This window comes from Candidatus Liberimonas magnetica, assembly GCA_020523885.1.
In the GTDB taxonomy this organism is placed as follows: Bacteria; Elusimicrobiota; Endomicrobiia; order Endomicrobiales; family JAFGIL01; genus Liberimonas; species Liberimonas magnetica.
In genome coordinates this window covers 157,240-179,385 of sequence record JAJAPY010000005.1, presented here as the reverse complement: position 1 = coordinate 179,385, position 22,146 = coordinate 157,240, and the positions used below count along the sequence as shown (strand labels likewise).

Below are 22,146 nucleotides of genomic sequence, written 5' to 3'. Positions count from 1 at the left end.
ATAACACTTATGTACAAAGCTTGACTATGCTGCCGTACTAAAGCAGGCGTTACCCGGTGAAGAGCTGTGGCAGGACAACTTTCCAATGCTTCTATCGAGTCTGACAGAACCGTCCAGCCTGCCAGGTGGGCTCAGCTTGTATTTCGGTATCAAGAGTACTTGTTTTGGATATATAAGCCTGTAATTAGGTATTTTATTCTTATTAGCATGCCATATTTTCGGCCACATGGACCCTCGGCCGTAATGCTGGGGCATCTTCGCAATCTTCCAGAGGCAATCTCCCCGTTTAACTTTATAGTACGGGTTTTTCTTATTTTTCGGGGCATTTTTAAATTCTTTTATTGACTGATGCGCCAAACTCCAGGCAATTTCGTAGTTATTCTGTTCTAAATTCTCTTTTGCCTTACATAAAGTCTCTTGTCCGGTAGAGTATTGCTTGTTTCCCAGTTTCGCCAATTTCCAGTATTCTCCGGCTACCGCCACAGCTTCTATCGCCAGGTTTTTCTTTCTCTGCGCATATTCTAAAGAATCTTTTTCTTCTTCCTTTTTCTTATTTTCTTCTTCCCTTTTTATCTTTTCATATTCAATTATTCGCTTTTGTTCCTCTTTTTTTGCTTCGACTAGGGCCAACTCTGCTTTTTGCATCCTTTGCTCGTGTACCTGAAATAAAAAAATCACAAAGGTTGACATAATAATCGCTATTAAAATTATATGAAGTCTTGTGATTTTCATCTCTTAAGCTTTTTATAGAAAAATTTATTGTTTTTACATCTTACGTTTATTATTAAGGCGGGTATTTTGTAATTTTTTCCTCCGTATGAAAACCCCAAACTCTCCGCTGGAGGAAGGTCTATAGCCGGAAGGTACGGTCTTTAAAAAAACCTCTGGCTGCCGTGGGGTCCGCTATTCCAAGAAAACTTTATAATCTATTTCAGGGAAGATATTGTTCCTGTATTCCAGGTCCTGCAGGTACCCGATATCCACCGCGTTACGGTTTATCTGTTCGTAAAGATTGCTGAAATTAAGCAGGTGTTCACGAGTTCTTTTTTCGGCGTACTCTACCATAGTGCGTGTTGTCAATATAAAAGCCCAATCTGAAGATTGAGCAAGTAATAATTCTCTTGCTGCCTGATTCAAAGCCCTTCTTAAGACATCATTAGGCTCAGGGTTGGCTCTTGCGATATCTGTCATTCTTTCGCTTGATTTATGCAAATGCCTGTAGATCCAGTCATTTGTTCCGTTAAGCCAGACTTCAAAATATCCTTTATCTCCCCAGCTTGATGAAGCAGGAGTAATAACCTGGTTCCTTGCAAATTTCTCAAGATACTGCATAGGGGTGATCGTTTTAAAAACATTCTGGTCATAGTGGATCTTCCTGAATAGAAAATCTATGAAATTCGGTCCTTCATACCACCAATGCCCGAAAAGTTCCGCATCATACATTGAGGTGATCAGTGGTGCCCTGCCAAGCACTCCTGCAAGGTATTCTATCTGTTTTTCACGATTGTACATGAAATTCCCTGCATGGCTGGCGGCTTTATTCAAAGCCCATTCAGGATTATAAGGCTCTTTTTCGCTTAAAGGGACTTTACCGGTAATACGATAATATTTTAAACCTATGTTGCGCCTTACTCCGTCGGAATGAAGATACGGCTTAATATAATCATAATCAAGGTCATAACCCAGGTCCCTGTAAAACTCCCGGTAGTCCGGGTCGCCTGGATACCCGTGCTCTGCGCTCCAAACCTGCTGGGCTGTCTCAAGGTCTCTTCCGAAAGCTGCAACTCCAGACGGGCAATAGACCGGCGCAAATACGCCGTACCTGGGGCGGGGCGTCCCGTAAAGTATGCCGTGCGCTTCAAGAAAGAAAAATTTTATGTCTTCTTTCTTTAATTCTTCATCTATCCCAGGAGTATAAGCGCACTCTGCAAGCCAGATGCCTTTCGGCGGCCGGTCAAAATGCCTTTTGTAATCCTGAACCGCAACTTTTATCTGTGCTCTTATGCTTGATTTGTTGAGTTGGAGCGGCAAAAAACCATGGGTAGCGCAACACGTTATTATCTCAAGTTTTCCCATATCCTGGAGGTTTTTAAACCCAGTAAGGATATTGCCGTTATATTTTTCCCAAAGCCTGCGGCAGTTTTTAAGCTGCGCCTCGTACATCTTTGCCACAGCCTGGAATGCCGGGATATTCCTGGTCCGCCATACTTCCTTTTCAGACAGCTCAACTAATTTGTTTAAGTTGTTATAATACCTTCCCTGTAACAGCGAATCGGCAAGCATCCCTGCCAAAGAAGGCGTAAATGTCATTGTTAAATGAAAATCTATATTTTCTTCAACGAGTTTTTCAAAAATTGAAAGGAGCGGCAGGTAGGTCTCTGTGATTCCTTCATATAACCAGTCTTCTTCTAGAAAATCGGGATATTCGGGATGTCTGACGTACGGCAAGTGGGCATGAAGTTGTAGGCACAAGTAACCTTTAGGTTCCATATATTTATTCACGTTTAATAACGATTTTCAAATTTCAAGACTTAAGGCTGTTAAAGTTTTTAAAGTCTTGTTTAAGTTTATCCTATTTTGTATCTCTTTTAACCACAAAAGTTATCTTTTTTTCCATAGTGCCGTCATTGGAAACTGCATGGATAGGGTATTCTTTTTTTCCGTCCGGCAAATAAAACCTTAACGAGAATGAACCGTCAGGATATAAAGCAACCGGCTGGCCGTCAACAGTAAGTTTGGCATCTGATTCTGTAGAGCCGTAGATGATGAGTTCGGTGTCGGCTTTAAGCCAGAAATCCTTAGGTTTTCGTTCAGAAGGGGCGCCTTTCCAGGAGCTTACACTGCTTGGCGAAGACAAGGAAACGGACAGTATCTCTTCCCACCGTTCGCGCATAAGTTTTGCTATATCAAACGAACTCTTACCTATCTGGTCTACCCCGGAAAGTTTCAGTAGTTTTTCAAACTCTTTCTGCAAAATAGCCCATTGCTCATCCGTTACGGGTGATACCCCTTGTCTTGGCATTAACAGGGCATTTGACCTGGCAACAAAGATGAACTCTCCTTGTTGAGTAAACAGCCCGAGGTCTACACACCAGGAACGGTTAACATCCCTGACATTAACGTACCAGTTGTCCGAATCGTTGTTGATCGCTATATCAAAAAACCTGCGGGAATTAGTTCCGTCAAAAATCAGGTCCGTTACATCATAAACCCTTAAAATCCAAGAGCTTGAATTATATTTTTCATTCGTTAATTTATCGCGCAGCTGGTTGACTGTTGCGCTTGATATTTCCCAGTAGGCATAAAACCAAACAGGATCCCTTGGTAAAATTACGATTTTTGTATCTCCGTAATTCTTTGGCAGCCCTTGTATCGTGCCCGAAGCCCTGGATTGCCTTGATGCACCGTGTGCTTTTGAACTCAGATTATCACTCATGATCTTAACCCCCTGGATGAAAACCCAGTAAATTTAAATTTCTTAATACGAAATTCTATCTTTTTATTAATATTTTGTCAACTAAATTTTAAAAACTTGTTGTGTTTTGTTGTTTTTTTAACTTTATTCCGCTTTTTCTTCTAAATGACTTATGATTTTTAGAAAATATTATGCAAAACATTCTGTGCAGTATTCTTGTTATTAGCTCTTACCGGGCTATTGTATTAGCAATTCGAGTTCTTGCTTTGAAGAAGCGTTATGATAGCAGCATGATATATGTCTTGGACCGAACAGCCCCGGCTTAGATCATTGAACGGCATTGCTAGCCCCTGTACAATAGGCCCAATCGCGGTAAATTGACCCAGCCTTTCAGTGGCTTTATAGCAGATATTGCCCGCATTTAAATCAGGAAAAATAAATATGTTGGCTTGGCCTGCAACAGGAGACTTTGGCGACTTTCTCTGCCCTACAGAAGGAACTATAGCGGCGTCAAACTGCAATTCGCCGTCAACTTTTACCGCAGCATCATCCTTAAAGTATTCCTGGGTCAGCTTACTAGCTTCTATTACCTTTTCTAAAACCCTGTGCTGGGCGCTTCCTTTAGTAGAAAACGACAGGAATGCCATTTTCGGGGGTTCTTCCGGGAACAAACACCTGAAACTTGATACACTTGCCACAGCAATATCTTTTAACCCTAAAGTGTTCGGGTTTGGGTTAACTCCGCAGTCAGAATACAGGATCGGCTTTTTTACCAGGGGGTGGCCCTGCGGCGGGACCATCAGGAAAAAAGAAGATATCAGCTTTGTGTCCTTTGAAGTGCCTATACCGTGCAGTGCGGCCCTCAAGACATCGCTTGTCGCTGAACGTGCTCCTGAAACACAGCCATTCGCTTTCCCGCTTTTTACATATAATGCGGAAAAATGAAGCGGTTCAAGGGCAAGTTTTTTTGCATCTTCTTCTGCCAGGCCTTTTGCGGCCCGTGTTTCTATAAACCAGGCCAGGACATCTTTATCTATCAGTTCAAGAGCAGGTACTAATATTTCCACCATCGAAACATCTATTTTTTTATCCTTTGCGATTTTTTCTATATTTTTTTTATCAACCGTAACCGCAGCTGTCTTGCAGACCCCGTCTTCTGCAAGCCTGGCTGCCGCTTCTATGGTCCTTTCCTCATCTCCTTCGCCAAAAATTATTTTTCCCTTCAATTTTTTGGCGTCTTCAATAAATTTTTTAAAAACCATTTTGTTCTCCTTTATGTCGCGCCCCGCCTTGGCGGGGCCTACCCTCGTTTCACTCAGGATTGTTCCGGCTCGATCGGAAATCGCTCGCCGGAACGCTCCCGGAGGGAAACTATGTTTCCCTTCCGCGTTCAGAAAGTCTCGCATTGCGAGTCTTTCTTCACTGAACCTTTCTAAATGGTTATTCTTATTCGCGCCCCGCCTTGGCGGGATTCACTGAATCCTTCTGAGTAGTATTCAATGTCAATAATTTCTTGCGATTTATTTTACAACAAAATACAAAATTTATCAAATTTGATAAAAATTTAAATTTTTAATAGAATGTATAAGCTTAAGTTTTTCCTAAAAGATCTTTTTAATATTTTACAAAAAAATATCTTGACAATACGGGAATAGTCTGCTACTATAGTATTGCCTAGGGATAGATAAACTATACCCATTTAGGCCAGGCAGCCGAATCTTCGGTTGCCTTTTTTTATACACCCCAATAACAATGTCGAAAAAACTACTTCTATTAACACTTTTATTTTTAATTTTCTCTATTAACGCCTCGGCGTACGTCATTTTCACAAAAGATTATGATAATGCCGGCCTTGATATTGAGCTTGACCCATATTATTCTTCTATAGATTACTATACGGGCCTTGCAAAAGATTCTGTGCCGTTTTTGGGCGAAGAGAGCGAACAAAGTATTTATCGATATTTATTCAACAGGGCTTTTTTGCCAAAATGCCTGCTTGCTGAAATAAGCTGCTACCCATTACCGTACATAGGCGCCTACATTAATAAAAACCATCCAGATTTACATGGCCACGCGCAATTAACTGAAGAAATGAACTGGATACAGGTTGTGACAACAGGTTTTGAAGAACCGTATGCGTATTCTGTATTTTTAGGCAATGTAGTCAATTTCAAGCCAAAAGGTATAAAAAGAGACGTTAAAGGAAAAGCCTATATGGGATATCTAGTCAGTTTCGGAGATTACCATATTAAAAGCAATGAAATGATAGGCGATAAATGGTCTGAAATGGAATGGAAAGTTAAAGGGGACAGGATCACGGAAAAAAGAATAATGAACTGGAGCTATAGAATAGGCACAAAACAGCACGAGAATTCTAATATCAAAGATGTACTGTATTTTTCTATCTTCAGGGACAGGGTAGATTTTAAAGAAAATGGAAAATCGATCTTTAATAACTCTAATATTGAATATAGGATGGATATTGATTACCAGACTTTCAGCTCAGTAAAACATTATTTTCTGGTAGGAAAATCTTACCCGTTAAAAAATAAGAAGCTGGCGTTCCAGCTGCAGCTTGGATTTACCTTGGAAAAGAAAGATCTGTATTCAGGGGACCTCGCAAGGTTCACAGAAGACACTTTTTCTATAATGATGCGGCCTAACATTAAGTTCTAGTTTCTATCTTTTTGTTTCAGTTCATTTCCAATATCTTCCCTGGAAAGTGTTTTTGGCAAGCATTGTTTTTTCGATAAGATTTAGCGTGCCTGATTTATCGTTTATCCAGCCAGGTGCGACCAGCAGGTCTTTCGGGCAATCAGCGCTGATGCGCTGGATCACTGTTTTTGGCCATATAAATTCAAGAAAACTTACAGTTAACTCGGCAAATTCTTTTTGCTCTAGCAGCCTCACCTTCCCTTCCTTGTACAATTCTTCCAGTTTAGTGTTTTTTATTACATGAAGCGGATGGATCTTTATACCGTCAATCTGTAACCCCCCCAGAGCTTTGGCTGTTCCTATTACTTTATCTTTATTTTCCCCTGGCAAGCCTAGGATTACGTGTACGCAGATCTTGATTTTTTTGTATTTTCTCGTTAACTTTATCGCATCCAGGAATTGTTCGTAAGTGTGCCCGCGGTTTATTGCCATAAGTGTATCGTCGTGCATGCTCTGCAGTCCGTATTCCAGCCACACTTCATAATCGTTCGCATAGGAGTTTATCAACTGCAATTTTTCCTCATTTATACAGTCGGGCCTTGTGCCTACGGCTATACCTGCAATGTCTTTAAAACTTCTTATATTGTCATACGCTTCTTTCAGTTTTGCCGCAGGAGCATAAGTGTTCGTGTAAGCCTGAAAATAGACAAGAAAGCGGGCGTCTTTGTTTTTTATCTTTTGCGAAGCTACCCCTTGAGAGATCTGCTCTTCTACAGGCAATTTTTTTCTAGTGTTCGGGCTAAAACCTTCATTATTACAGTATATACATCCGTCCCTAGAGATCTTGCCGTCCCTGTTGGGGCAGGTAAAACCGGCATCAACGGTTATTTTAAGTATTTTTTCTTTATACCCTATATTCTTAAAATAAGTGGAGAACTTATAATATCTTTCCATGATTTTATCTTATTTCTACTAAGACATTTTATCGAACGGATTTGTTCGTGCAGCAAGAGAAACTTTATTGCCTATCTCTTTCATCTCTTTGTCGCTAAACACTTTAATCCTGCCGAATTTTCCGTCAAAACCCTCTTTTATATGGACCTTCTTCTGACGAAGCCTTTTTACAGCTTCAGATAAGACCTCTCCTTTGCGATGCCTTATTTCATCAAGCCCGGCAAACAATAAAGTATAAAAATCCGAGCCTACTTTGTCGATCACGTCAAAATATGCCTCTTTGACTTTCCTGGACGCTACTCCGCAGGACAATATCTCGCTAAGAATTGACGGAAGCGATGTTATCGAATAAAATTCTTTTCTATTTTTAAAACCGTTTAAATCTTTCCTGTCGCTTAAGCTTTCTACTCTGGAAGCTACACCTTTCGTAACGGATTTTTTGCACACAGGGCAAATACCTTTGTGTTTTATGCTTTCCCCGGGGCTAAAGCAGATACCGCATTTTCTATGCCCGTCGAAATGGTATTTTCCTTCTTCAGGAAAGAATTCAATAGTCCCGGTAAACCCGGAATCATTTTTCAACGCATTATATACCCCGTCATAGGACAACTCGGTATCAAAGATATTCGCTTCCCTGCCAAGCTTTTCCGGCGAATGTGCATCCGAATTTGAGACCAGCCTGAAACCGTCCAAAAAACTGCATGCCCAGTTCATCGGCGGGTCGCTTGACAAACCTGTCTCGAGAGCAAAAATATATTTAGTAAGGTCCTCATAGCATTCACTGATACTGTCAAAACCTGAATTCTGCCCGAGCACCGAGAACCACGGTGTCCATATGTGCGCAGGAATGACAAATGCCTTATCGTTTGAAACAAGCGTCATAGCCAAGATATTTTTTGCATCAATTCCAAGGATAGGCCTTCCGTCAGATTCTATGTTGCCTTTTTTTTCTAGCTGCTTCTGAAGTTTTTCTGCCGAAGCAAAATCAGGCAATATAGTTATGCTGTGTACTTTTCTTACCTTCCCGTTTTTTTTGTAAATACAGCTTAATTCAGTCTGCAAAATAAAGTTTATTTCTTTTTTTACTTTTTTCGGCAGTTTTATATCCTCTGTTCTCAGCCTATATCTGTCTTTTAACCTGTACAGGCCGCTCTTATTAGGTTCAAGTTTTTCTTTTAACTCCTTAAGCCAGGCAGGATGGATGCAGTCACCGGTAGCGATGACATCAATGCCTTTTAATTGCGCCCAAAGGTCCAGGTGTTCGGGCGTAAGATTTTTGCTGGTAGCAAGGGAATAATGAGAATGGATGTGTAAATCAGCTATGAATTTCACCCAGCCCTTCTTTAAAACTATTAGAATAGTTTGCTATTGCAGAGTATTTCATTTAATTTTATATCAGCCAATCTCTACTAAAAACAACTTATAGAAGGGCTGGGTTAATTTTATATTCTTTCTTATCTTATATATCTGATATTCTATTTCACTAAAGGGAGGATTTTATCTTCTTCTTTATTAAGATGATTTAAGGAAATAATCGTGAACTCCTGTATCAGTATCGACAGCTCTTCTGTTTTTTTCTTTGATAGAGGGAATACCACTCCGTAAACGATCTGCTCAAACTGGCTTATTTTATCGATAAGCATTTTATGATCGTTCTCTAGCTCATCTATCAATTGCCTCATTGTGTCATCTGTATTCTCGGACAGTATTTGTTTAAATATAACTTCATCTTCAAAATTAAAATGCTCGCTTATATCCCTTTTCATGAATTTTTCGATTTTTTCAAGATGCATCCAGATGCTGTGCTTTTGAAGTTCGGTCTCGATTTTCTGCATCAACACCAAATACTCCTTATACAGGTTATGATATGAATTTACCTTCAGGAAGCTTTCCGATGCTTTAGTAGGGCCTTTATCATCGATAGAGGCTGGCTTCGGTATATCCGGGATCACGGTTTTTTTTATCACTTCTTGCGGTTTTATCTCCCATAGCCCTCTGTCAAGATCGCTGATTCTTTTGTTCAACCTACCTTTGAGCAGGACTGTCTGGGAAATAACCTCTTTTGCCAGCTCCAAGTATTCCTGGTCATTGGTTTTTACTATCTCGCTATATTTTGTGCCTAACACCGATTGCTCAATGTTCCTGGCAATTACAAGCGTTTCTTTTTTTGACAGCTCTTTGTTTTTTAATAACTTAATATTTTTTTTTATGTCAGATAGGAACATATCCACTACATCAAACCTGAACGGTTCCCCTATTTCAAAATCTCCGGGCCTTTCTTGTACTTTAACTGCCATTTTATCTACATCATTTATATGCCTTTGTACTTCCTCTGCAAGAGATAGCCAGAACCCTTTGTCTTCCACCCACACATCTGCCGATGCCTGGCAAAATTCAAGGAACGAGGATTTAAACCTTTTTAATACTTCAAAAATGGCTTTGATCTTAGAGGTATCTTCCTGATCCATTTTACGAACCCTTAATTATTGCTTTAAAGTATTTAAAAGGGGCAATATTTTTTCTTCTTCTTTTGACAAATGGCTAAGGACAATGTCAATAAAATCATTTAAAATCATTCTTAATTTACTTCCCTTTTCTTTCGACAAAGGAATATCGCTTTTTAAAAGCAGGGCCTCGACATTTTTTATAATACTCCTTAACTTGTTATGTTCTTTTAAAAGTTCGTCCACCACAGGAGCTGCCTCTAAATATACAGGGCTTTCGGATACTTTTTTAAACACAAAACTCTCTTCAAATAGAAAATGGCTCTCAATTTCATTCATGTTAAAGCGAACAACTTTCTCAATGTTTTCCCAAACGTGCTGTTTCGGATTTTCTTCCGCAATGACTGACCTGAACAACCCAAGATATTCCTTGAATTGATTATGGGCCAATATTATGTTTATAACCGGGTCAATATATTTTATTGTTGAAGCTTCTTTATCCTGCTCTGATACATTCAAATCACTGGGCCCGTTTTCCGCATTTGACAGTTTGTCTAATGCATTGATCTTCTTGTTTAGTTTACTTCTGTGAACAAGAATATTTGAGGTAACATCTTTTGCTATCCCCAGATACTCGAAGTCAGAAGTCCTTACTATCTCATTATATTTTGTACTTGTGGAAGACAGTTCGATATTTAACCCTGTTATCAGGGCATCTCGTTTTGAAAGGCTGCAGTTTTTAACTTTCCTGATGTTGTTTTTTGCATATAAAGAAAATATTTGTGTTAAATCGGATTTGAATTGTTCGCCGACTTCAAATTTATCCGGCCGTTCGTTTATTATGGCGGCCATTCTTTTTATATCCTGTATCTTATGCCTTTCTTCTTCAACCAGGGAATCCCAGAAAGACCTGTCTTCCATATAACAGCTTGCACAGGCTTCATAAAAATGCAGTACGGTAGTTTTAAACTCTACAAGAGTATTGAATACCGCAAGGATGTTCTGTAATTCTTTCTTATTCATAGTATATTTTAATAGCGTGACAAAATCTTACCAAAAAAGCATTGTTAAATCAATTTAATCTTTCAAGCTTTATTTTTTGCCTGATTTTTCTATTTTTGCCCAGGTATCTTTTAAAGTTACTGTACGGTTAAATATAATCTTTTCACCGGTAGAATCCTTGTCGATACAAAAATAACCGTTTCTTAAAAACTGATAGGTATCGCCTGTCTTATAGGTTTTAAAAATATTTTCGATTTTGCATGAGTTGAGACGCTTTACTGAATCGGGGTTTAAACTGGCCTTAAAATCTTCGTTTTCGCCTGCATCATCAGGGTTTTCCTTTAGAAATAGCCGGTCATAAAGCCTTACTTGAGCGTCCATCGCGTGCAGGGCCGAGACCCAGTGAAGGGTACCTTTTACCTTGCGCTGTGCATCGGGCATTCCGCTTTTGGTTTTAGGATCATAAGTGCAGTGCAGTTCAAGCAGTTCTCCGGTCTCACTGTCCTTAATAACTTTCTCGCATTTAATTATATACGCATGTTTTAGCCTGACTTCCTGGGCAGGGGTAAGCCTGAAATATTTGGGCGGCGGATTCTCCCTAAAATCCTCTTTTTCTATATAAATAACTTTTGAAAACGGTATTTTTCTTACTCCTTGTTCCGGGTTTTCCGGATTGTTATCTGCATCGAAATATTCAACCTGGCCTTCCGGATAGTTATTTATTACTACTTTTAACGGGTCAAGTACAGCCATAATTCTTTGCGCTGTCCTGTTTAAGTCTTCCCGTATAAAATATTCTAAAAGGGCGATATCTATAGTACTGTTCGTTTTTGCAACGCCTATCCTGTCGCAGAAATTTCTGATAGCCTCTGGGGTATACCCTCTTCTCCTAAGCCCTGAGATCGTAAGCATTCTTGGATCATCCCAGCCGGTGACTATGCCGTCCTTTACAAGTTCAAGGAGTTTTCTTTTGCTCATAACTGTATATGTTAAATTAAGCCTTGCAAATTCTATCTGCTGCGGATGGCAGCTTATCGTTATGTTATCCAAAACCCAGTCATACAAAGGCCTGTGGTCTTCAAATTCTAAAGTGCATATAGAATGCGTTATGTCTTCTATGGCGTCAGATATCGGGTGGGCATAATCATACATCGGGTATATACACCATTTATTGCCTGTCCTGTGATGTTCGGCATGTTTTATCCTGTAAAGCGCAGGGTCTCTCATGTTGATATTCGGGTGAGCCATATCTATTTTTGCTTTTAGGATACATTCCCCTTCCTTAAACTCGCCATTTTTCATTTTTTCAAAAAGCTCAAGGCTTTCCTTTACCGGCCTGTCCCTGTAAGGGCTGTTTTTCCCAGGTTCTGTCGGTGTGCCGCGGTAAAGCCGTGTCTCTTCCGGACTTAAATTGCATATATAAGCCTTTTCTTTCTTTATTAATTCAACTGCATATTCATAGAACCTGTCAAAATAGTCAGAGGCATAGTAAAGGTGTTTTCCCCAGTCAAAACCAAGCCACTTTACATCCTCTTGTATAGAATCTACATATTCGACATCTTCTTTTACCGGATTTGTATCATCAAACCTTAAATGACAAACCCCGTTATATTCTTTTGCCAGCCCAAAATTAAGGCATATAGCCTTTGCATGCCCTATATGCAGGTACCCGTTCGGTTCAGGTGGGAACCTGGTTTCGACCCTGCCGCTGTTCTTGTTGTTCTTTATATCTTCATCTATGATGGTACGGATAAAATCTTTTCCCTTGTCTTTTGGTTCATTAAGTTCTGTCATGTTTCTTCCTTTTTTAGTATTTTACTAAATATTCCTTATCCTTGTAAGCTAAAATCTATATGAATACTTTGCCTGAAACTATTTTTGAAAACTTATGCTGTTTCTTCTTATATCTGTTATCTTAATATCTTAAGACCGTCCCCTATTAAGAAAAGAGAAAAATACAAGTAATTGCTATTATAAAATATTTTTTAAATAACATGGTTTATATTTCCTTAAGATGTATCTTAATCAATTTACTTTTTGCTTCCTATTGACAATCAACGAATATTTGAGTATATTATTATTGAGCGATAAGTCCTTTATAAGTTGTTTTCGGTGTTCCCTTCCATCTGGTAGGCAAAAGCCGAAACGATAAAATTTATAGGGCGCGCTCATTTTTATTTTCAGGCAGATATGTTCCGTCATAAACCACCTTTTCTTTAAAAACATTCCACCATTTATTATCCCTGCGCTCATATTTTCTAAAAATTCCCCAGGCAAACATATCGCATGCTTGTAAACAGCATTCCTGTAACGAATCAAGATGGCGTATATCTAGAGGAATTTTTGGATTTATCCGTGCCTGTAACTGCGACCTGATATAAGTATTGAAATCCTCTATTTCACGTTTTCCTTTGCATTTATCAAGCACAAGCATAACCCTTGTCTGCGCCCCTGAAATATTCACATTATCCAATAAAAGGCGCGCTACCCAGTTATAAACACGGGATTTATCTTTGAGAAGGTATTCATATACCCGTTTTTTATTCAAAACAATACTGTAAATTGAAAACTTAGCGTCCTTAATTTGCCGGAGAAAATATTGTTTGACCTCAAATGTAGTATCAGTGCCTTTCAGTTCCTCAACCATCCTTTGACGTTTGCTTGCAGGATTCAATTTCCTTCTAAGAGTACGCTTTACCCCAATTGTTATCCTACGCCGTGCATCCTCACCTTGCACAGCCAATATCGTAACTACAAAGAAACGGGACGGCTTTTTATTGATAAAATCAAACCCCAAATCTCCACTTTCATCAAGGTATAAATATATCAAGTATTCTCTCCCATTACAGGGGAATTGTCAGGTTAATTTATAAATTTGTTTAGTTCTGAGAAGCTGTCTATTAAATAATCAGGGGCGGCTTTTCTTATGTCCTCTATTTTCCCAAATCCGTATGTTACGGCACAGGTTTTGATTTTTGCGGCTTTGCCTGCGATTATATCAGATTCCATATCGCCTACTATCATTGAAGAAGAGGAATCAACACCTAAGTTTTTCATTACCTTAAGAAGCGGGCAGGGGTCAGGTTTCCTGCAATTCGGGTCTTCACCGCCTACCACAACATCAAAGTATCCATTTATGTTTAATAATTCAAGTGTTTTTACACATAAATCCCTGTCTTTATTGCTTATCACGGCTTTTGTCATCGTTGCTTTCTCTAAAAATTCTTTAACTCCGGGATATACATAGGCATCATCAACCGGATGTTCGATATAGTAACTCTTGAAAAGTCCTACTGCCTTATCCAGCAGCTCTTCATGTTTCAGGTCAAGGGCTTTAAACATTGTATTTCTCAGGCCCTCTCCGATGTATGAAGTGATAGTTTCTATATCTTTCTCCTTAAGCCCGACATTGACCAAAGAATAATTAATAGCCCTTGCGATATCTTTTTTCGTGTTTACAAGAGTGCCGTCCAGGTCAAATATGATAAGTTTAATTCTGACATCCATTATTTGTCTTTTTAGAAAATTCTCGTTCTATATTCTTTATCTTGTTTACTCTTCGTAAATGTCTCCCGCCTTCAAAATCTGCCTTAAGCCAGGATTTTAGGATACTGTCTACTTTCCGCTTATTATATCGCCTTCCGGCAAGTACAAGGATATTTGCATCATTATGTTTCCTTGCCAAAGCCGCGCAGGCAGGGTCATTACACAACGCAGCCCTTATACCGGGCACCTTGTTCGCTGCTATCGATATGCCGATCCCCGTCCCGCATATCAAAACACCGGAAGTGTCTTTGTCCCGGCTTACCTTAATAGCTACTTTTTTTGCAAAATCCGGATAGTCCACGCTGGTTTTGTCATATGTCCCGAGATCTTCTACAACATAGCCTTTTTTATTAAGGTTTGATTTTACGTATTCTTTTAAATTATAACCGGCATGATCAGAACCTATGTAAAACTTTCTTTTTTGCATAACTGAGCCTCCAAGCCATCTCTTTGATTCCAAATAATATTTAATTTTATCACTCTTATACTCAGTAGTCAACAATTACACTCTTTTCTATTTATCAAGGCAAGCTTTTCTTCTCTTTCAAAACTTTTTATTTCAGCCTCTCTTTTCAGTGCTGAGCTCTTAGTCGGGTGTTTTTCTTCATAAAGCAGTTTTTTTACGCCGAATGACCTGGTATATTTGCTGCCTTTACCTTCCTTATGCTGTTTAATGCGCCTCTTGAGATTGTCCGTTATCCCGGTGTAGAGGCTCAAATTTTTGCATTCCAAAATATAAACGTGCCACATTTTAGGTTATTCCCTTACTGCACTTTAAAAGCTGCTATGTTTTATATCCGGACAATTTATCAAAAATCCTCACTATTTCTTTTTTATCTTTATATTTTGAATACATGTAAAACAACATATGCTCGGCGTCATAATCCGTCAGGTAATTACTATTAGAATTGGTTATTTTCTGCATATAGTCATAGGCATCGGACATTTGTTTTAATTTATCTTCCCATTTTAAACCGTCTGCCTCGTCAAAAGCATTCCTGCTTACCCCCCTTAACCTATCACGCTCGTATTTATATGTGTCGGTCTTAATTATATTCCTTATGCCGTATTTTCCCGCATATAAAAACATCTTGCTGCCTCCGATCAAATAAAATATATTGTTAAAGATGGTATTAACATGCTTCTTGTTTTTATTGAGGAATTCTACCGTCATCTTGATATCTTCTTTTGTTTCGCCCGGGAAACCGCATATTATTTCTATGCCTGTCCATATCCCCGCTTCATCGGTCCAGGAGAGTATGTCTTCTAAACGTTTTAAGTTGATCTGCTTATCAATATATCTTAATAACCTCGGGCTTGCAGTTTCCATTCCGTATATCAGCCTTATGCACCCTGCTTTTCTCATCTTTAAAAGCGTATCCCTATCAAGGTTATCCGCTCTTGCACAATCGCTCCACAAAATATCAAGGCCCGAATTTATTATCTCATCGCAAAATTCATTCATATATTTTTTTGACAGGTTGATCGTGTTGTTTAAAAAGAAAATATATTTCGTCCCGTATCTTTCATTTAAGGTCCTTATATGTTCAACAACTCTTTTCGGGGTCAGAGAAAATATAATATCCCTGAACGAATCGCCGCAAAACGCGCACTCATATGAACAGCCTTCCGTCATCACGAACGGCGATACCATTACTTTGCTGTTATTAAATCCGTTAACTACCTCTTTGGCTTCATCGTCGTACTTATCATCCGGTTTACACCTGCTCTTATATTCATACAGTTCCAGCGGAAGCCCGCTAAAATCAGGAACGACATCCAGCTTGCTGTGCAGGTCTGTCGCTATCAATTTCCCGTCATTTTCTATTGAAATATCAGGGATCTTACGAACGTCTATCCCATATTTCAAGGCTGATAAAAGCATGAACAGGGGTTTCTCACCTTTCCCTTTAATTATAAAATCAATATTTTTGTTATCGTATCTTATCATATCAACTACCGTATCATCCAGCCCTCCTATTATGATGACAGGATTATATTTTCCCTTTAAGTACCTCGCAAAAGATAAGACGAACATATACCCGCTCGTATTGCCTACTATTGCAGGCAAAGAGATCAAAATAACATTATATCCTTCCAGTTTTGTCCTTTCTTCTGTTTTTTTAAATATGCTTTCAATATCTATATCGTCTTTCCCCTGCACGTATTCTAAGACCCTTTTTTCATCAAAGAAGACTTCCCTGTCTATCCTGTCTCGTTCGTTTCCGAACATGTTGTCATGGTTTACTTTGATGTAGAGGTCATCTTTGTCCACCTTTATCCCGTTTGACATTAAGTACGACGCTATCCGCGCAATACCTATAGGCGGCAGCAAACAATAATCTAACTTATCTTCCGGCTTTTTCTCGAAATACGGCGTACGGATGATCTTGACCGTTAATTCTTTTTCTCTGCCTCTATTTATTTTATTAACGCTGAATATAGCTAATAATTTCTTATTGTATTCTTTATCTTTTTCATTTTCCATTTTTATATATTCATTGCCTGTCTGTATGCATAGATCAAAGTTTTTCAGTTTCTTATATACCTGTATCATAATACGAAGCGCTTCAAGCGACGGAGCGGTTTCCTGGACCTTGGCACATTCCTCGATTGCAAGATTGTGTTGCGCATTCTTATAATATGCCCGTGCGATATCTAAATGTACGTTTATATCATCTCCGCCTCTTTCCATAGCCTTTTTATATTCCACAATTGCATTACCGTATTCTTCTTTGTGTACATATACCTTTGCTAATGCAATATGTATCCGTCCATCATCAACACCCCTGGCTATTACTTCTTTATACCCTTTTATAGCTTTGTCATATTCTTTGCTGATTCCATATACAATTTCTATTTCTGTATATATCCCGGTATTATCCATGCCGGGACTGATTAATTTAAAAAAAGCATCCAAAGCAGGTACATATTTATTTTCTGCGCTGTATACCTTTGCCAGCAGCAATTGCGTGTTCCTGTTCTTTTTGTTTATCTTGATAGCCTTCCCTAACTCTTCCTCCGCTTCGCTTAGCCTGTTCTGGATATAATAAACTTTCCCAAGTTCCTGGTGTGCTGCCTCGCTCTTAGCATCTATCTTTATCGCTTCCTTAAATTCTTCTTCCGCCTCGGCATACCTGCCCTCTCTGGCACTGGCCTTGCCCTGCTCTACAAACAGCCCGGCTTTTTTAGACAAATCCCGTATTTCTTCAAGCCTCTTCCAGTATTTTTTCCCGTACCTAAAGGCCGCTACTTTATAAAACAATACACAGGCGCTATAAAGCCTTTGCATGAGATCTTTAAACGACCTTATGCTTTTTATCCTGCCAATTAAATAGCTTAACTTAAATAATTGTCCTGGCTTGAAATAACCGTCGTTCCTGTCCACAAGTCAGCCTCTTCGAGAACTTGTCGATTACGCAGCTTTTACATAAAGATAACAGTGATTACATAAGCGGTTTTAACGTTACTCGGTGTAATCGCAGTTAATAATCTGTGTAATCAAGTATAGGATTTTCAAATTCCTATACTATGAATTAATACCGTCTCTCACTTTATTAAAAACTCTTAATATTTCATTTTTATCTTTGTATTTTGAGTACAAATAAAATAAAAAATGTTCCATCTCATAATCAGGAAGGCTTTTGCCGTTAACTTTAGTTTTATCTACGACATAATCATACCTTTCTACCATCTGCTTTATTTTGTCGCCCCACCTTAAACCGCCTATCTCATCAAAAGCACTTTCCAGCGATGTCCTTAACCTGGCGCTCACATATTGCTTTGCCTCGTCATTTATAAAAACATTCTCTATCCCGTATTTTTTGCGGTCTGAATTTATCCTGCTGGTTGGAAGTAATTTAAATATATTATAATAGATCCAATTAATGTGTTTTTTATTTTTATTCAGGAAATCTACCGTCATCTCTATATCTTCTTTTGTCTCGTGCGGGAACCCGCATATTATCTCTATACCCGTCCATATCCCTGCCTCATCGGTCCAGGAAATGATGTCTTCCAGCCGCTTTAAATTTATTTCTTTATCTACATATTTCAACAGCCTCGGGCTTGCAGTTTCCATGCCGTATATCAGCCTTATACACCCTGCTTTTCTCATCTTAAAAAGCGTCTGGCTGTCAAGGTTATCTCCCCTTGCACAATCGCACCATAAAATATCAAGGCCTGAATTTATTATTTCATCGCACAATTCATTTATATATTTCTTTGACAGGTTTATTGTGTTATTTAAAAACAGGAAGTACTTTATACCGTAGATTTTATTTAGTTTTGACATATACTCTACTGCTTTTTTCGGGTCCAGAGAAAGCAAAATATCCGAGGTGGAATCACAACAGAAAGCGCATTCATGAGAACAACCTTCCATCATTACATACGGTGATACCAAGGTCCTGCTGTTATTAAATCCAACTATGCTGTCCTTTGTCTCTTTATCACACCCGGCACCCGGTTCCCATTTATTCCTGTATTCATACAGAGCCAGCGGAAGGCCGTTAAAATCAGGAATGATATCCAACTTGCTGCGCAGGTTTGTTTTTATTAGTTTCCCGTTATTCGTTATTGAAATATCGGGGATTTTGTCTATATCTATCTTATATTTTAAGGCTGACAGCAGCATGAACAGGGGTTTCTCGCCTTTCTTATCAACTATAAAATCTATGTTCTTGTTATTGTATTTCACCATATCCTCTACTGTATTGCCCTGCCCGCCGACGATGATAAGCGGGTTATACTTTTTCTTTAAAAACCTTGCCAGAGCCAGGACGAACATGCATCCGCTTTTATCTACGAATGATGTGCACATGGAAATCAGGATAACTTTATACCCTTTCAACCTTGTCATCTCCTCTGTCTTTTCAAGTATTTTTTCGATATCTATATCATCTTTCCCCTGGGCATACCTTATCACTCTTTCATTATCAAAAAAAACATCCCTGTCTATCCTCTCATCTTCGCCTGCGAACATATTGCCCTGGTTTACCTTAATATAGAGGTCGTCCTGGTCTACCTCTATACCGTTTGACCTGAGATATGAAACTATACGGGCCATCCCGAGAGGCAGCAGTAAAGAATAATTTATTTCTCTTTTTGGGAAATTCTCAAAATATGCCGTCCTTATGATCTTAACTGATAGATCCTCAACTGTGCCTCTGCCTTTATTTTCAGCCTTAAATGTATCTATCAATTTTTTATTATATTCAACATCTTCTTCATTTTCCCTTTTTATATACTCCTTGCCCGTCTCTAGGCATAAATCATAATTTTTAAGTTTCTTATATGCCTTTATCATAATACGAAGCGCATCAATAGACGAGTAAGATTTTTGAGCCCTGCTACATTCTCCGATAGCAAGGTTATATTGCATATTGTTGTAATATGCACGTGCGATTTCTAAATGTGTGTTTATATCATCTCCGCCTATTTCTATAGCTTTTTTATATTCCTTTATAGCATTAGCGTAGTCTTTTTTCCGGATATACACCCCGGCAAGATCCAAATGTATTCCTTTAGTATCCATTCCTCTTTTAATGGCTTCTTTATATTCTTTTATAGCATCATCGTATACTTCTTTTTGTAGATATACTTTAGTCAATGCAAGATGTATCCAGCCATCATCAACACCCCTGGCTATGGCTTGTTTATACCCTTTTATAGCTTTGTCATATTCTTTGCTGATTCCATATACAATTTCTATTTCTGTATATATCCCGGTATTATCCATGCCGGGACTGATTAATTTAAAAAAAGCATCCAAAGCAGGTACATATTTATTTTCTGCGCTGTATACCTTTGCCAGCAGCAATTGCGTGTTCCTGTTCTTTTTGTTTATCTTGATAGCCTTCCCTAACTCTTCCTCCGCTTCGCTTAGCCTGTTCTGGATATAATAAACTTTCCCAAGTTCCTGGTGTGCTGCCTCGCTCTTAGCATCTATCTTTATCGCTTCCTTAAATTCTTCTTCCGCCTCGGCATACCTGCCCTCTCTGGCACTGGCCTTGCCCTGCTCTACAAACAGCCCGGCTTTTTTAGACAAATCCCGTATTTCTTCAAGCCTCTTCCAGTATTTTTTCCCGTACCTAAAGGCCGCTACTTTATAAAACAATACACAGGCGCTATAAAGCCTTTGCATGAGATCTTTAAACGACCTTATGCTTTTTATCCTGCCAATTAAATAGCTTAACTTAAATAATTGTCCTGGCTTGAAATAATCGTTATTTTCCATAAATTAGAAAAGATGCTATAATATTTTGTAGAAGATTTTTAGGCATGTATATTTATCGAGGATAAAAAATTGCGAAGGATCTGTTGAGGCTCAAGTGTAACCCTCCCTTGCAAAAAACCGAACTTTAAACTTCGAAAAATCAGTGACGGGACATTGGATATTAGTGAATTGATTTTTGAATTATAAACTGCCCGGTTTATCTTGATATATAACTATCTCTCTGATTTGCGGGCTATGCTAATATCAGTATTATAGCATATTTCATGCTTTTCCTGCGTGAAACAGCGATACTTTTATCCCGCAAACTTGAACACTATGAATCTATACGTGGATAAAGCGGGATTTTCACCCTGCGGGTGATCTCCCGAAGGGATGACGCCCCAAAGAATGGGGTAAAGTTTTAGTATCACGTATAAATAAAATATAGGGCTCAATTTGCGATTATTCAGCAATGTCAATCGGTTTTGACCCAGCTCTTCCTAAAAGCTGTTTAAGGAAGGGCTGGATTCTTATCTTTGTCCGGTTTTGCCTCATACAAAAATTCAAATAACAACTGATATTTCAATGCATTTCAAATTGTCCACTCGCATTAGGGACATTCAGTACAAGTGCTATTCATAAGCCAGATATTGTTCTATATTTTAAATCATTCTAATTGATTCTATGTATCATAAAATATTCATACAAACTTTTTTTAAACAGACTTTTACTTTTCACTTTCTTTAAATATACTTTGGAATTTTCAATTTTTCATATCTCGCTTTTTAGAGATAGCGAGATACAAATTGGGTTTATTTTTTAAGTATTTGAGGCTGGGTAGTGTGTTATAAGGAGTTAGAGAGTGCTTTGAAGGCACTAAACTTTGGATTTACGACGATTTATTTGGCTTTTCGTATAAATGGTCTCTGGAAATGTCGAGTGAAAGTTATGACCTTAAATAAAAAGCTGCCCCAAAGGGATTCAGACTCTTAAATAACTATATCTCGTTTTCTATTGATATTTCAACATATTTTGCTCTGAACCCGATTCGCAACTATTTGCTAAATACCAGCCCTTCATGCTTGGCTGTATTCATTATTATTGAGGAACCGCTTTCCCATTCTTTATCAGAGTAGAACATCAAATCAATTGGTTTATTCATTGCATGAACTAGGCTTCCACTTATTCCGCTTGCAAGTTCCACCCTCTTAAATATGTCCTTATCCCTGAAGGCCCTTGAGACAACTATTATATCAAGATCACTGTCGGGCCGGGCGGTTTTTTTTGCATAAGATCCGAATACCACTACTTTCTCTAATGATATATCTCTTTCTCGGAATAACTTAAATAATAAATCTTTCGCTCTTATAATTGTTCTTTTAGCCATGATAACACCTTTTTTGTTTCATCGAAAATCTTTTGCGTTCTGTCTTTATTATAATTAACCATCATTGATTTAAGTTCATCGGGATACCTTGTAGGAATGCTTAAATCATTTAAGTTGTTTACAAATCGCAGTATTTCATCTGGCATCTGAAGCTTTGTTTGCTCGTAAAGGTATATTAGATTGTGCGTTTTTGGAGCATCCTTTTCCAAGACTTTTGTATAAATCCCCTTCAATGCCTTTTCTACTGAAAGGTGGCACATAAAAACAGCATATATGTACCTGCGAGTTTTCAACATGGCCTTTGCGGTTTCTATGTCGTAGTCTGCCTGGCTAAACCATTCTTCTGATGATTTATAAGCTTTTTTATCCATTTATTTTCTTTTTCTGCTTGACCTCTCTGTTTTAAAAGAGAGGGGTTTTGCCTTTATTTTCAAATTATACGGCGATTTTTGGTTCAGAGCTTTTTAGCCTACTTAAAATACGCTAAAAAATCAATAAAAAAGCCAAAATAGCTCTGAAACTTTTG

18 protein-coding genes are annotated in these 22,146 nt (G+C 38.5%); 1 reads left to right on the top strand and 17 read right to left on the bottom strand.

Features of this window, described 5'->3' with window-relative positions:
• Nucleotides 1–24: 24 nt before the first annotated feature.
• The 4 genes from LHV68_05765 to LHV68_05750 form a co-directional block, all read right to left on the bottom strand.
• Nucleotides 25–645, bottom strand: coding sequence for a LysM peptidoglycan-binding domain-containing protein (locus LHV68_05765; GenBank protein MCB4791376.1), 621 nt, complete (start codon nt 643–645; stop codon nt 25–27).
• A gap of 258 nt (nt 646–903) precedes the next feature.
• The gene (locus tag LHV68_05760; protein ID MCB4791375.1) at nt 904–2,490 is read right to left on the bottom strand and encodes a DUF1957 domain-containing protein; all 1,587 of its coding nucleotides are present in this window, start codon (nt 2,488–2,490) and stop codon (nt 904–906) included.
• A gap of 82 nt (nt 2,491–2,572) precedes the next feature.
• Nucleotides 2,573–3,436, bottom strand: coding sequence for a DUF4912 domain-containing protein (locus LHV68_05755; protein ID MCB4791374.1), 864 nt, complete (start codon nt 3,434–3,436; stop codon nt 2,573–2,575).
• Between the two features lie 224 nt (nt 3,437–3,660).
• Nucleotides 3,661–4,677, bottom strand: coding sequence for a phosphotransacetylase (locus LHV68_05750; GenBank protein ID MCB4791373.1), 1,017 nt, complete (start codon nt 4,675–4,677; stop codon nt 3,661–3,663).
• A 490-nt stretch (nt 4,678–5,167) separates the two neighbouring features.
• Here LHV68_05750 and LHV68_05745 point away from each other — a divergent pair, with 490 nt between their 5' ends.
• On the top strand, nt 5,168–6,091 hold the full coding sequence (locus LHV68_05745) for a hypothetical protein (GenBank protein MCB4791372.1): 924 nt from the start codon (nt 5,168–5,170) through the stop codon (nt 6,089–6,091).
• 21 nt (nt 6,092–6,112) lie between these two features.
• Here LHV68_05745 and LHV68_05740 read toward each other — a convergent pair whose 3' ends face one another.
• From LHV68_05740 to LHV68_05680, 13 genes are all read right to left on the bottom strand, one after another.
• Nucleotides 6,113–7,024, bottom strand: coding sequence for a TIGR01212 family radical SAM protein (locus LHV68_05740; protein ID MCB4791371.1), 912 nt, complete (start codon nt 7,022–7,024; stop codon nt 6,113–6,115).
• 18 nt (nt 7,025–7,042) lie between these two features.
• A complete protein-coding gene (locus LHV68_05735; GenBank protein MCB4791370.1) occupies nt 7,043–8,356 on the bottom strand; it encodes an endonuclease Q family protein in 1,314 nt (437 codons plus the stop codon).
• A 143-nt stretch (nt 8,357–8,499) separates the two neighbouring features.
• Nucleotides 8,500–9,492, bottom strand: coding sequence for a hemerythrin domain-containing protein (locus LHV68_05730; protein MCB4791369.1), 993 nt, complete (start codon nt 9,490–9,492; stop codon nt 8,500–8,502).
• Between the two features lie 15 nt (nt 9,493–9,507).
• Nucleotides 9,508–10,491 carry a hemerythrin domain-containing protein gene (locus tag LHV68_05725; protein MCB4791368.1) on the bottom strand — a complete coding sequence of 328 codons (984 nt, stop codon included), beginning with the start codon at nt 10,489–10,491 and terminating at the stop codon, nt 9,508–9,510.
• Between the two features lie 69 nt (nt 10,492–10,560).
• Nucleotides 10,561–12,264 carry a glutamine--tRNA ligase/YqeY domain fusion protein gene (locus LHV68_05720; protein MCB4791367.1) on the bottom strand — a complete coding sequence of 568 codons (1,704 nt, stop codon included), beginning with the start codon at nt 12,262–12,264 and terminating at the stop codon, nt 10,561–10,563.
• Between the two features lie 361 nt (nt 12,265–12,625).
• Nucleotides 12,626–13,300 carry a DUF3800 domain-containing protein gene (locus LHV68_05715; protein ID MCB4791366.1) on the bottom strand — a complete coding sequence of 225 codons (675 nt, stop codon included), beginning with the start codon at nt 13,298–13,300 and terminating at the stop codon, nt 12,626–12,628.
• Nucleotides 13,301–13,332: 32 nt separating this feature from the next.
• Nucleotides 13,333–13,977, bottom strand: coding sequence for an HAD-IA family hydrolase (locus LHV68_05710; protein ID MCB4791365.1), 645 nt, complete (start codon nt 13,975–13,977; stop codon nt 13,333–13,335).
• Nucleotides 13,961–14,443 (bottom strand): ribose 5-phosphate isomerase B, encoded by a 483-nt coding sequence (gene rpiB / locus LHV68_05705; protein MCB4791364.1) that lies wholly within the window; start codon nt 14,441–14,443, stop codon nt 13,961–13,963. Before rpiB ends, LHV68_05710 begins: the two co-directional genes overlap by 17 nt.
• Nucleotides 14,444–14,511: 68 nt before the next feature.
• Entirely contained in the window at nt 14,512–14,766 is a 255-nt protein-coding gene (locus LHV68_05700) for a GIY-YIG nuclease family protein (GenBank protein ID MCB4791363.1), read from the bottom strand.
• A 34-nt stretch (nt 14,767–14,800) separates the two neighbouring features.
• Nucleotides 14,801–17,404, bottom strand: coding sequence for a tetratricopeptide repeat protein (locus LHV68_05695; protein MCB4791362.1), 2,604 nt, complete (start codon nt 17,402–17,404; stop codon nt 14,801–14,803).
• A 141-nt stretch (nt 17,405–17,545) separates the two neighbouring features.
• On the bottom strand, nt 17,546–20,254 hold the full coding sequence (locus tag LHV68_05690; protein ID MCB4791361.1) for a tetratricopeptide repeat protein: 2,709 nt from the start codon (nt 20,252–20,254) through the stop codon (nt 17,546–17,548).
• A gap of 1,033 nt (nt 20,255–21,287) precedes the next feature.
• A complete protein-coding gene (locus tag LHV68_05685) occupies nt 21,288–21,620 on the bottom strand; it encodes a nucleotidyltransferase domain-containing protein (GenBank protein MCB4791360.1) in 333 nt (110 codons plus the stop codon).
• A complete protein-coding gene (locus LHV68_05680; GenBank protein ID MCB4791359.1) occupies nt 21,599–21,991 on the bottom strand; it encodes a HEPN domain-containing protein in 393 nt (130 codons plus the stop codon). Before LHV68_05680 ends, LHV68_05685 begins: the two co-directional genes overlap by 22 nt.
• Nucleotides 21,992–22,146: the final 155 nt, after the last annotated feature.